The following is a 12,287-nucleotide window of genomic DNA, read 5'->3' on the forward strand; positions in this document are numbered from 1 at the left end:
ACTGTTCGGGGGGTAAAGGTCTGCCATGGTAATGCAGAGCCAAATCCATCCTGTGATCCTGTGCGGCGGCAGCGGCACCCGGTTGTGGCCGCTCAGCCGCAAGCAATTGCCCAAGCCGTTCCTGCCGCTGACGGGTGCGAAAAGCCTTTTCGAACAGGTGGTTGCGCGGGTGGCTGGCGATGCCCGGTTTGCCGAACCGGTGATTGTTGCCGGGGCCGAACACGCCGATCTGATCGAAACGCAGATGCATGGCGCGGCTCACCGTCTGATCGTTGAACCTTGCGCCCGCAACACCGCTCCGGCGATTGCCCTGGCGGCGGCGTTGCTCGATCGCGACGCAATCATGCTGGTGTGTCCTAGCGATCATCACATTGCCGACGCAGACGCGTTCCGTGCAGCCGCGCTGGCTGCTGCCGAACAGGCCGCGCAGGATCATCTCGTCGCTTTCGGTATCGCCGCCGATCGCCCCGAAACCGGCTATGGCTATATTCGCCGGGGCGAGCCGCTTGCGGGCGGATACGCCATCGCGCAATTTGTCGAAAAGCCTGATCGCAATCGCGCAGAGGCCTATCTCGCCAGCGGAGAATACAGCTGGAACGGCGGGATATTCGCATTCCGCGCCGGAGCCTTGCTCGATGAGCTTACAACGCACCGGCCGACGATGGCGCAAAACCTTGGCGCAGCGGTGGCCAACGGTACGACGCAAGGCACGCGCTTTCACCCCGATCCCGATCACTTCGCGGCGATTGCCGGGGAATCGATCGACTACGCGATCATGGAACACACCGATCGTGCCGCGATGGTGCCCGCCGACATGGGCTGGTCGGACATCGGCAATTTTGCCGCGCTGCATGATGCGCTTGAGCAGGACGAAGCAGGCAATGCCGTGCGTGGCCCGGCGGAGCTGGTGCAATGCGACAACGTACTCGCGGTGACAGATGGGCCGCGAATCTCCGCGATTGGCGCCAGCGATCTGTGCATTGTCGTGTCCGGTGACGAGGTGCTTGTGACCACCCGCGATGGTGCGCAACTCGTTGGCCGACTCAAGGGAGCGAGTGAACAATGAGCCTCGCCCCGCGCCCATTGCCGACACGGCTGCTGAACACGCGCATGGTTGAAAAAGTGTGGGGCCGTGACGTGCTGCCCGCACCGTTCGCGACCCCTGCCGGGCGGCGGATCGGCGAAATCTGGTTCGAACCTCCCCCCGAAATGCCCGGCCTGCTGGCGAAATACCTCTTCCCCAGCGAAAAGCTGTCGGTTCAGGTCCATCCAAGCGATGCCACCGCATTGCCGGGAGAAGACGGCAAGGAAGAATGCTGGCTGGTGCTTGATGCCGAGCCCGGCGCAAGGCTCGCCATCGGGTTCGAACGCGAAGTGCCAATCGAAACGGTCCGCGCGGCGGCGCTGGACGGATCGATTGAAGGCCTGCTGAAATGGCACGAGGCTAGCGCGGGTGATGTGTTCTTCCTGCCTGCCGGGACGGTTCACGCCATCGGACCGGGTCTGTCCCTGCTCGAAATCCAGCAGGCGAGCGACTCCACCTTCCGCCTGTACGACTATGGGCGCCCGCGCGAGCTGCATCTGGAGCGGGCGCTGGCGGTGCTCGATCCGGCGCCCTATCCGCTATGCCATCGCAGTTCCGTGGCGGAGCGTGGGCGGACGCTCATCGACGCCGCGCACTTCCGGATGGACCGGATCGAAGGGCGGCCCGGACGGTTGCTCGCCAATCGCTATGCGCAGCCCCTGCTTGCCTTGCCGCTGAGTGGCAGCATCAGCGCAAACGGGATCAAGGCGGGGCCGGGGCAATGCCTCTACGCCGATGACATCGCCGCGATTGATTTTGCGAACGCGGGGGTGACAATCCTTACGCGGCCCAATCAGGGCTAGAATCTAGCCGAATTGCTGATCGAGGATCGCTTCGATCTCGTCCCGGCCGTAGGGTTTGCGGATCAGGGCCGAGGCTCCGAATTCGGCCAGCTTGTCGCCCACCTCGGCATAGCCGGTGGCTAGCACGAAGGGGATGCGGCGATTGGCCAGCTCACGCGCGACAGGGGCCGAGGATTCGCTGCCGAGGTTGAAATCGACAATCGCGAAATCGGGCCTGCGCTGATCGATCGCGCTCAACGCGCCAAACACGCTGCTTTCGACATGGACAGTCTTCACCCCGAGCCGCTTGAGGTTTTCTTCGGTGTCGAGCGCGATGATCATGCTGTCTTCGACGACCAGCACATGCCGGGGACGCGCCGCCGCGCCCGCTGCGGTGCGTGTGCCTGCGGGGCCGCGATCATCGTCATTTGCAGCTGCGGCAGCCTTTTCGGCGCTGCTTGCCTCGCTCACCGTGTTCTTTTCGAAGAAGCGTTTGGGAATGACGAAATCGGCTTCAAGTCCCGCCAGCTTGAAGCGCAAATCCGCCTCGCCTTTCAACTCGAACGGGATCGATCGTTCGATGATGGTAGAGCCGAAGCCGCGCCTTGATGGCTGCCGCACCGGCGGTCCGCCGCTTTCGCGCCAGCTGATGCCAAGATCGCCGGTAGGCGTGCGTTCGACATGGATTTCGAGCCGTCCGTGGCTGTCGCAAAGCGCCCCGTACTTGGCGGAATTGGTCACCAGTTCGTGCACCACCAGCGCCAGCACGGTGTAGGCTTCGGGGCGGATCAGAACGTCTTCGCCATCGAAGACGAAGCGGTCGCGCTTTTCGTTCACATAGGCAGCCAGCTCCGTCTCGAACAGGAGCGAGAGCGGGGCGGGCGACCAGTTCTTGCGAGTGATATTGTCATGCGCGCTTGCCAGCGCAGCGATGCGTCCGCCGATGAGCTGCGCGAATTGCGCGACGCTGAGCGTTTCGTCCTGCGATTGGGAGACGAGGCTGCGGATCAGGTTGAGGATGTTGCGAACCCTGTGGTTCAGCTCTGCGATCAGCAGATCCTGCTGCTCCTCGGCCCGCTTGCGTTCCTTGGCGACTTCGTCGCTCATCCTCAGCACGACTTCGAGCAGGGTGACGCGCAGGCCTTCGGCTATGATCAGTTCGTCGGCGGACCAATCCTCGCTGCTGCCTTCGACTGTTTCCGCCCAGGCGGCAAAGCTGCTGCGCGGTTCGAGCCTTTCACCTGACGGCGCAATGGCCTTTGCCGGATTGCCTGCCCATGTCACCGTCGTCGTCAGCGGCTTGCGCCACAGGATCACGAAATCGCGCTGGTTGCGTGAAATCGGCAGAACCAGCGCACCCGCTGCCTTGTCCGCGAATTCGGCGGCTTCGGGAAGGTGATCGGCCAGTGCATTGACCGCCATCAGCGCGCTGGGCGGAGCCGTGGCGAGAGCCGGGGCGAGCCGGGAAAACTGGGCCTTGTCCGGGGCCGCCCCTTGCGCGCGATATTCGCCGTTCATCAGCACCGAAACGCCGTCATGCGGGATCAGGTCAGCCAGCATTTCTTCCAGCATCGGCACGCTGTGGGCAAGCGAAGTGCCGCCCGCGAGCTTGAGCATCAACTGATCGTGCAATTGCCGCCCGCGCGCACGCAGCAGGTCGGATCGTTCGATCAGCATCCGGTCGAGCATCATCGAGAACATCTGGCTGAAAGTCTCGCACACAGTCCTGAGCGAGAAGGCGGGCAGACGCGGGGTCATGTGGTGGCACGAAATCATGCCCCACAGCTTCCCGTGCCGCACGATTGCGATTGCCAGCGATGCGCCCACACCCATGTTGCGCATGTATTGAAGGTGCATCTGCGAATGGGCGCGCAGCATGCTCATCGAAAGGTCGAGCGGCGCGCCATCGACACTCACGGCCGGTTCGATGGGGACGGCGTCCGCGTCCATGTCGGCAATCACACGAAAGCGGTTGCGGACGAACAATTCGCGTGCCTGTTGCGGAATGTCCGCCCGCGGGTAGCGCAGTCCGAGATAGGGTGTCAGGTCGTCGCGGCGATCCTCCGCCACGACTTCCCCGCTTTCGTCCGCGTGAAAGCGATAGACCATCACCCGGTCATAGCCGAGCATCTGGCGCACCAGCCGTGCGGCCGTCTCGAACAATTCCTGCGGTTCGCGGATCGGTTCAAGCTGGCGCAACGCCGGGCCGATCAGGGCAAGGTGATCGGCATAGTCGGCGATTGCATGAGGTTCGAATTCGATCACCGCCATGGTGCCCGACTGGTGCACCGCGCAGTCCAGCAGCGGCCCTCCGGCGACAAGGCGGATGCCGAACATCCGCTGGACATCGTCCGGGCCGCGCATGTCTTCCACCGCCTGTTTGAGCGCTTCCATCGCGCGCGGCAGGAAATGCGCGGACAGGGGCGATCCGGTTTGCGGCAATTCAGGCAAGCCGAGCAATTCCCCGCAATTCAGCGATCGGTGCGCGATCAGCCAGTCAGCCGTAAGCGCGATTAGCCCGCCAAAGTGCTGGATCGCGGCAATGTGATGGATTGCCTCCCTATCGCATTCGGTCTGCTGCGCGGGTTTGGGGTTCAGCTGCATGGCACAGCCTCCGCTTGCATGGCTGTTGCAAGGAAATGATCGAATACCGCGGCCGCCCCTGCGCTGGCATTGGCGAGTTGCTCGTCGCCTCCTGCCCTTTCGATCCGGCGGCGCAAGCGGCCCCAGAAGGCGATCATTCCGGAATCGCCAAGGAACGCGACCGGCAGACTCGTTCCAGTGCCGGCTGTGCGCCGCACCTCCTTGAGGATGGAGCGATTGCCCAGTGCTGATCCGGCCAGCGCCCATGCAACCCCCAGCACGGCATTGCGATCTTGCAATGGCGATGAAAACACCTGGCCCGCGCAGGGTGGTTTCGCGTTCATGGCCCGAAGGTCTTGTGCGATCAGCAAGGTCATGTGCGGGGGATTGAGATCAGCCGGGGCATGACGATCGAGCCACGCCTCTATCGGAACCCGCGCCGCGTGCTGCAGCTGCAGGAAGCGGACATAGTCTGTGGGTGTTTCCCAGCCGGATGCGGCGCGCATGGCATCGTCGAGCAGATCGTGCGCCCGCGCTGTTGCCTCACGCAACCGGTATCTCAAATTCACGGCTGGAGCCGTCATATGCCATGCCTCGCGCCAAAAAATGCGCATGGCCAAGAACCAGGCGACCGGCTGCTTCGTCAGCAGAAGCGTCAATCAAGGTGGTCAGCCAAACTGTCCAGGCAGAATGACACAAGGGGCGGCGCTTGGCAAATGCATTGCGCATTGCCACGGATTGGAGAAAATCTCCCAAGGTATTGATTTATTTGAAGGTTACTGAAAGCCGCCTGCGGATCAGCTTTTTTCGAGCAGCCGTCCGCCGTGCTTTTTCACTGCCCGTTCGAGCGTGCCGCTGAGAAAACCGAGCATGGCCGGCAAGTCCATCTCGATCAGAACGCTGTCTTCGGCGATGTCGATGCCGCCCTTTATGCGTTGTCCCGCGGCGGTGATGACGAGGTCCATCCGGTCTTCATGCGGCCAGCTGTTTTCGACCGTGGCCATGCCGGGCGGGAAGTAATTGGCGATTTCATGCCCATGCTTGTGCATCCGTGCGCGCACTTCTCCCTTGCCGAGCGAATGGGGGAGTGAGACGCGCATCCTATCGTTCCGCCTTCTGCTTTTCCGTGGCGAAATCGGGCAGGGGCACCCCCGACCCTTCCTCGCGCATATCCGCAATCAGTTCGTCACCGCCGTAACGATAGTCGAGATAGCGTGATTTCACCGCGAGATCGTCCAGCGCCCCTTCGGCGAGGCGGCGTGTAACCCGATCAACCTCGCTCGAAAGCTTGGTGAGGCTTTCGGTCAGACGTTCGTCAGCGGTTTTTCCCGCGTGTTCTTCCTTGCGCAGATGCGCCGGGATCTTGCGGTAATTGTCGATGGTTTCGGGGATGTATTCTCCCACCAGCTCGCGCACTTCGCCCATGGCCGGATGGGCGGCATCGATGGTCTGCAATTGCAGGCCGAGCGCATCCAGTTGCACACCCAGCTGATCGACAATCGCGGCAGCGGGGGGCGGGAGCGCGCTGCGCTGCGATTCCAGCCACAATTCGGTCCGCGCAACCATCTGCTGCGGGTTGCCCTGTTTCAGCTCGCCGCGTTTGGGCACCTTCACCTTGGGGTAATTGGTGAAAACGAAGGCCGCCGCCATCACGGCAAGGGCGACCATCATCACCCCGGTAAAGCCGATCCCGTCGAGCACGATACCGGCAACCGACGCGCTGACGAGGATCGTGATGATCGCACCGGCGAAATACTTGGCACGGTTGATCCAGACCTTGCGCTTGGCCGCGGCGGAACCCTTGCCGATGCTGCCCCGGCCCGGCCGATGGGTGCCGCCTTCGTCACGCTGCGTGACGAGCGATTGTTTCGCCGCGCGCAGGATCTGATCGGATTCGCGGGTGGAATCGGTCATCAGCTATCCAGCGCGAGCAGGGACGGTTCCGAAGCGACCTTGGCCTGAGCCTGGGCCTGCCCTTCGGCGCGGGCGATATAGCCTTTCGACTTCTCGACCTCGTCCGACAGCACATTGACGGTCTGCTTCATGCTGGCGAGCGCGCGCACCTTGAAATCGTCGACCTCGTCCATCGTGTCGTAGATGTTCTGGAAAGCGCGCTGCAGCGTTTCCAGCGGGATCGTGCTGGAAGCGGCCTGTTCGTGAATCTGTGCGGTCTGTTCGCGCAGCAGCGTGCTGGTCGAATCGATGATGTCGCTGGTGGTCTGATTGAGCGAGGTGATCTGCTGCAGCACCAGTTTCTGGTTGGTCATCGCCTGTGCCACCGTCACCGCCGTTTGCAGCGCGCCCACGGTGGTGGTGCTGGCGCGGTCCACGCCCTTCACCAGTTCGACATTGTTCTTCTTGACCAGATCAAGCGCGAGATAGCCCTGCACGCTGACTGCCATCTGCGTCAGCAAATCCTGCGTGCGCTGGCGGACATAGAACAGCGCGGATTCGCGCAGCGCCTTGGCCTTTTCCGGGTCGCTTGAGTCGAGTTCGAGCGCCTTTTGCTCAAGCCGCGCGTCCAGCGTCTTGGCGATGTGGATCATCTGCTCCAGCTCACCCATCGCTTCCCACAGCTTGGCGCGTTCGGTGTCGATCGCGGCATTGTCGAGATGCAGTTCCTTCTTGCCGCTTTCGAGCCGGGCAAGGATCGCCTGAATGTGGCCCTGCGCGCTGGTGTAGCTGTCGAAATAGTTCTTCAGCCGGTTGCCGAAAGGGATGATGCCGAACAGCTTGCGCGGCGACAGCAGCTTGCCCTTGCGGCCCGGATCGAGATCTTCGACCGTCCGGCGCAATTCGGCCAGATCGCTGCCGACGCTGCTGTCGGCATCCATCGCGCGCACCGGTCGATCAAGGAAACGGTTCGAATGGCCTGCAGCGGCGCGGATCTGTTCCTGGCCCATGCGCGTGATCTGATCGACCTTTTCGCCGAAGGCAGGCGAGTTGGCATCGACCGAAACGAGATCGGCGACAAAGGCATCGACCTTCACATCGAGCTTCGATTTCTGTTCGTCCGACACGGGCACCAGCCCTGCCGCCTTTTCCGCGGCAACCACCGGCACCGGATCGGGCGGGGTCAGCGTGAAATCCGTCGCGGTCTTGGTCGCGGTGGCGATGTTCTTTTCGGGCGTCATTTCGGTGCTCATGCGGCGTTTGTGCTCCCTGATCCGGCCCTGCCTCGGACCGAGCTCGTATCTGATAGTGTATTAGTAATCTAAAACACGCGTTTCAAGCCGGATCGAAACTAGCGCGTTTCCCGCCGCCACGCCAATGTGCATTTTAGCCGCATCCGGCTCAGCTTTCCCTTGTCTGCAAATCGGTCTAGATGCTGCGTTCAATTCAGGAAAACGCGATCCGTGACTGACGAAACCACTCCTCCGCCCGCACCATCGAGCTCCGGCTATACCCCGCTGCCCAACAAGGGCATCGGCGCGGTACAGGGCGAAGGCATGTCGATCACCCGCGTGCTGTTCAGCTTCCGTCGCTGGTGGCGCGAAGATGTGATCGGCACGGTCGAACAGGCCGAAGTGATCGAGAAGCGCCGCGAAGACTGCCTGATGTCGGAACGCTACCTGTTCATGACCGCGATGAGCGCGGGCATCGCGGTGCTCGGCCTGTTGCTGTCATCGCCGGCAGTGGTGATCGGCGCAATGTTGCTGTCGCCGCTGATGGGGCCGATCATGGGGCTGGGATTTGCCCTGGCGATCGGCGATTACCATTGGCTGCGGCAATCCGCGAAAAGCCTTGCCTGGGGCACGGTGATGGCAGTCGGGCTGACAGGGGCGTTGGTTTATCTGTCGCCGATCCAGACGATCACGCCGGAAATCGCCGCACGCACCCAGCCGAACCTGTTCGACCTGTTCGTCGCGCTGTTTTCGGCAATGGCAGGCGCTTATGCCATGATCCGCGGGCGCGAAGGCACCATCGTCGGCGTGGCGATCGCCACCGCCTTGATGCCGCCGCTCGCCACAGTCGGCTTCGGTCTTGCGACATGGAACTGGACGGTGTTTTCGGGCGCGCTGCTGCTCTATGTTACCAACCTCATCACCATCGCGCTGACGGCATGGGCGATGGCGCGGCTTTACGGGTTCCAGACCAACCTCAGCCAGCGCAACTCGCTTTACCAGAACATTGCCGTTGCCGCCGTGTTCGTGGCGCTGGCGATCCCGCTGGCCTATTCGCTGCAACAGATCGCCTGGCAGACCAATGCCCAGCGCATCGCGCGCGACGAAATCCGCGTTGCCTTCGATCCCAATGCGTTGATCGATTCGCTCGCCATAGATTTCGCGTCCGACCCGGTTTCGATCACCGCGGCGATGCTGACACCCAAGATCCAGCCCGAAGCCGAAGCGAGGATCGAACGCGCGCTGGCACAGCGCCTTTCGCGCCCGGTCGAACTTACCCTGACCCAGTATCAGGTTCCCACCGGAGCCGCCGCCGCCGAACAGGCCCAGCTTTCCGCCGCGCGCGCCAATGAAGAAGCGGTCGCGCTGGAGCGGGCTGAAGACCTTGCCACGCGGCTGGCGCTGGTGGCGGGCGTAACCGAAGACGAAGTTACGGTGGACCGCACCCGCCGCCGGGCGACGGTGCGCGCGGAGCGGCTCGATGGGGCGACGCTGGCGGCCTATCGCGCGCTCGAAGCTCGCATTGCCGCGACCGAGCCGGACTGGATGATCGAACTGCTGCCGCCGATTGGCGATCTGCCGGACGAAATCCCCTTTGACGAAACCGGCCCGACGCCTGAAGGCGCGCAGGCATTGGCCACGGTGGAATGGGCTTCAAAGCGGATCGACCTGCCGATCGTGCTGATCGGGCCTTCGGATCAGGCAACGCAGGCGGCGGAATTGCTCGCCCAGCGCGGCGTCAGCGTGACGGTGCGCAGCGCGGGCGGCCCCCTGCGCGCGGACTGGGGCGGGAATTAACACGAGAATATCGGGACACCGCCAAGCGCGAAAGGAGAAGCGGGCATGCGACGATTGTTTCGGGGGCTATCGGTCGCAGGCTTTGGCTTGCTTGCGGCGCTCCTCATCAACGTCCCATCGCACTCGCCCGCCTTCGCGCAGGACGACTCCAGCGCAGAGCCGCTTGATCCGTTCACTGTAACGATCGAACTCGACGACGCATTGCATTTTGCCGATCTGTTTCGCGAAACCGGCGGCGCGCCCGATGCGGCGCAGCTGAAATCGGGCTATCTTGATCGCGGCGGCCGCGCGCTGGAGATCTTCACTCCGGGCAGGATCGTGGACGCGAACAATCTCGCGGCGAATATTGCCGCCGATCGCGCGGCTTATGCGGATGCGGTGGAACGATGCCTGCCCATGGTCCGGCAAAGCGAGAGCGATCTGCGCGCGATCTATCTGGCGTTTCGCGGGTTGCTGCCCGAACGCGAACTGCCGCGCATCGCGGTTGTGTTTGGCGCAGGCAACAGCGGCGGCACCGCACGTCCGGGAATGCAGGTGCTGGGGCTGGAGGTTTTGTGCCGGGCTTCGCCCGACGAAGCCGCATTCAGGGCCCTGATGCGGGATTTCTTCGCGCATGAAACCGTGCACACCATGCAGCGGCTCGACCGGGCGAAACTGGAACGCGATGGCTTGCTGGCGGCAACCATCATGGAAGGCACGGCGGATTACATCGCACATCTGGTGACAGGTTCGGTGCCCGATCCCGCACGCGCCAAATGGGCGCGAGAGAACGAGGAACTGGTCTGGCGCGAATTCGTGGCTGATGTTCGCATCTGGCGCGACCCTGCAATCGGGATGGAGCGCAAGATGCAGGCCTACACCCGCTGGATCGGCAATGCCGGAAACCCGCCCGATGGCTGGCCTTCGGAGCTTGGTTATTGGGTCGGGATGCGGATTGCCGAAGGCTATGTCGCCAATGCGCCGGACCGTCAGGCGGCGATTCTCGAATTGCTCGAATTCGACAATCCGTCAGCGGTATTGGCGCAAAGCGGGCTGGAATTGCCCTCGATCTGAAAGCGATTACGCCGCCAGCTGGATCGGGACGATTTCGCCTGACAGGTACAGCTTCTTCGCCTTGGCGCGCGACAATTTGCCCGAAGACGTGCGCGGAAGGGTGCGCGGGGGCACCAGTTCGACAACGCAGCTCATGCCAGTAACCGAGCGCACCTTGTCGGCGATCTGTTCGCGCAGGCGCACCCGTTCAACCGGATCGGCAACACGGCAATGCACCAGCACGGCAGGCGCTTCCTCGCCATTGTCGGTTTCGATCGAGAAGGCGGCGATGTCGCCGTGGTTGAAGCCGGGCAGCTGTTCCACCGCCCATTCGATATCCTGCGGCCAGTGGTTCTTGCCGTTGATGATGATCATGTCCTTCGCCCGGCCGACGATGAACAGATAGCCGTCGGCCAGATAACCCATGTCACCGGTGTCGAGCCAGCCGTCGACGAGGCAATCCTCGGTCGCTTCGGGATTGCGGAAATAGGAATGCATCACGCTGGGGCCGTGGCACCAGACCTTGCCGATCTGGTGATCGCCCTTGGCATGGCCATCCTCGCCGCGGATTTCGACCTTCATGTCAGGCAGCGCCTTGCCGCAATTGACGATCGCGCGGTAACGGGCGGGGCGGCTGATGTCGCGCGGAGTGCCCGACAGGCGCTCTTCCTCCACCAGTTCAACACGGATCCCTTCGCCCGGCGGCATCACGGTGACGGCCAGCACCGCCTCGGCCAGGCCATAGGACGGGGTGAAGGCCGAAGCCTTGAACCCGGCATCCGAAAAGGCGTTGACGAAATTCTGCATCACGTCCGGGCGGATCATGTCCGCGCCATTGCCAGCAATGCGCCAGCGCGACAGGTCGAACCGTTCGCCGACATTGCTCTGGCTGGAAATGCGGCGCGCGCAAATATCGTATCCGAAGGTCGGCGAATAGGACAGCGTGTTGCCCGGATTGCGGCTGATCATGTCGAGCCATGCCAGCGGACGGCGGGCGAAGGCATCGGGCTTGAGATAGTCTGCCGACACCTGATTGGCGATCAGCGAGAGGAAGCAGCCGACAAGACCCATGTCGTGATACCACGGCAGCCAGCTGACGCAGCGATCATTCTCGCCCAGATTCATCGTGGTCGAATGACCGTAGAGATTGTGCAGCAGCGCCCTGTGAGTGACGGCAACCCCGGTGGGGAAGCGGGTCGAGCCGCTGGAGTACTGCAGATAGCAGATGTCGTCCGGGCTCGCCTTGGGCAGCTCGGTTTCGGTCGCTTCGCGCTTGGAGAATTCCTGCCAGCTGGTTGCGGGGCAACCCTGCCGGGCGGCGGCGGCTTCGGCCATTTCCGCGATTTCTTCGGGATAGATCAGGATCGCCGGATCGGAGCTTTGCAGCTGCACCGCCAACTGATCGATGTAATTGTCCTTGCCGCCAAAGGTGGTCGGCAACGGCAGCGGAACCGGCCAGGCCCCGGCATAGACGCAGGCGCAGAACAGCGCGGCGAAATCCGCCCCCGTTTCCGCGATCAAAGCCACGCGGTCCTGCGGGCCGATCCCGGCACCGACCAGGCGATAGGCCATTTCCAGCGCGTCCTCGCGCATTTCGGCATAGGGATACACGCGTTCCAATTGCCCGCGCATGTCATGAAAATTGAGGCCTTTGCGGCTGCGAGCAGCGTAATCGATCGCGTCGTTGAAGGTTTCGAACTGCGCGCGGATTCGCGGCAGGTCGCAATCGTTCGGCGTCGGCGTCAAAGCGGCGTCGGTCATTTCCTAGCGATACCCGTCATTTGCTGCGCATGTGTGCGCCTTGTATAGTGTCCCCCTACCGTGCTCACTGGCATGCGCAACGGTTCAAACTTTCCCATTTGATAAGGACTGTGGCACGAATAA

General features: G+C 62.9%; 11 protein-coding genes. 5 read left to right on the forward strand and 6 right to left on the reverse strand.

Annotated elements, in window-relative coordinates; genetic code table 11:
- The first annotated feature begins 31 nt into the window (after positions 1-31).
- Complete coding sequence (locus AABA34_RS04345) at positions 32-1,066, forward strand: mannose-1-phosphate guanylyltransferase (RefSeq protein WP_338304048.1); 1,035 nt, start codon at positions 32-34, stop codon at positions 1,064-1,066.
- A complete protein-coding gene (locus tag AABA34_RS04350; protein ID WP_338304049.1) occupies positions 1,063-1,887 on the forward strand; it encodes a class I mannose-6-phosphate isomerase in 825 nt (274 codons plus the stop codon). Before AABA34_RS04345 ends, AABA34_RS04350 begins: the two co-directional genes overlap by 4 nt.
- 3 nt (positions 1,888-1,890) lie before the next feature.
- Here the strand turns inward: AABA34_RS04350 and AABA34_RS04355 are convergent, their stop codons facing one another.
- Positions 1,891-4,470, reverse strand: a complete 2,580-nt coding sequence (locus tag AABA34_RS04355) for an HWE histidine kinase domain-containing protein (RefSeq protein ID WP_338304050.1) — start codon at positions 4,468-4,470, stop codon at positions 1,891-1,893.
- Complete coding sequence (locus AABA34_RS04360; RefSeq protein WP_338304051.1) at positions 4,461-5,000, reverse strand: biliverdin-producing heme oxygenase; 540 nt, start codon at positions 4,998-5,000, stop codon at positions 4,461-4,463. The genes AABA34_RS04355 and AABA34_RS04360 overlap by 10 nt, the downstream gene beginning before the upstream one ends.
- Positions 5,001-5,061: 61 nt before the next feature.
- On the opposite strand from AABA34_RS04360, the gene AABA34_RS04365 reads away from it, so the two are divergent.
- Entirely contained in the window at positions 5,062-5,232 is a 171-nt protein-coding gene (locus tag AABA34_RS04365; protein WP_338304052.1) for a hypothetical protein, read from the forward strand.
- A 14-nt stretch (positions 5,233-5,246) separates the two neighbouring features.
- Here the strand turns inward: AABA34_RS04365 and AABA34_RS04370 are convergent, their stop codons facing one another.
- Genes AABA34_RS04370 through AABA34_RS04380 form a run of 3 tightly spaced genes read right to left on the reverse strand, consistent with a single transcriptional unit; the run spans position 5,247 to position 7,595 of the window.
- Positions 5,247-5,549 carry a polyhydroxyalkanoic acid system family protein gene (locus AABA34_RS04370; RefSeq protein ID WP_338304053.1) on the reverse strand — a complete coding sequence of 101 codons (303 nt, stop codon included), beginning with the start codon at positions 5,547-5,549 and terminating at the stop codon, positions 5,247-5,249.
- Between the two features lies 1 nt (position 5,550).
- Positions 5,551-6,363: a hypothetical protein gene (locus AABA34_RS04375; protein WP_338304054.1), complete on the reverse strand. Its 813-nt coding sequence runs from the start codon at positions 6,361-6,363 to the stop codon at positions 5,551-5,553.
- Positions 6,363-7,595 (reverse strand): toxic anion resistance protein, encoded by a 1,233-nt coding sequence (locus AABA34_RS04380; protein ID WP_445083756.1) that lies wholly within the window; start codon positions 7,593-7,595, stop codon positions 6,363-6,365. Before AABA34_RS04380 ends, AABA34_RS04375 begins: the two co-directional genes overlap by 1 nt.
- A gap of 210 nt (positions 7,596-7,805) precedes the next feature.
- Here AABA34_RS04380 and AABA34_RS04385 point away from each other — a divergent pair, with 210 nt between their 5' ends.
- Together AABA34_RS04385 and AABA34_RS04390 are read left to right on the forward strand one after the other, a co-directional pair.
- On the forward strand, positions 7,806-9,371 hold the full coding sequence (locus AABA34_RS04385; RefSeq protein WP_338304055.1) for a DUF389 domain-containing protein: 1,566 nt from the start codon (positions 7,806-7,808) through the stop codon (positions 9,369-9,371).
- 45 nt (positions 9,372-9,416) lie between these two features.
- On the forward strand, positions 9,417-10,424 hold the full coding sequence (locus AABA34_RS04390; protein WP_338304056.1) for a gliding motility protein GldB-related protein: 1,008 nt from the start codon (positions 9,417-9,419) through the stop codon (positions 10,422-10,424).
- Positions 10,425-10,430: 6 nt separating this feature from the next.
- Here the strand turns inward: AABA34_RS04390 and AABA34_RS04395 are convergent, their stop codons facing one another.
- On the reverse strand, positions 10,431-12,164 hold the full coding sequence (locus AABA34_RS04395; RefSeq protein WP_338304057.1) for a fatty acyl-AMP ligase: 1,734 nt from the start codon (positions 12,162-12,164) through the stop codon (positions 10,431-10,433).
- Positions 12,165-12,287: the final 123 nt, after the last annotated feature.

Source organism: Erythrobacter sp. Dej080120_24 (genome assembly GCF_036322605.1).
In the GTDB taxonomy this organism is placed as follows: Bacteria; Pseudomonadota; Alphaproteobacteria; order Sphingomonadales; family Sphingomonadaceae; genus Erythrobacter; species Erythrobacter aurantius.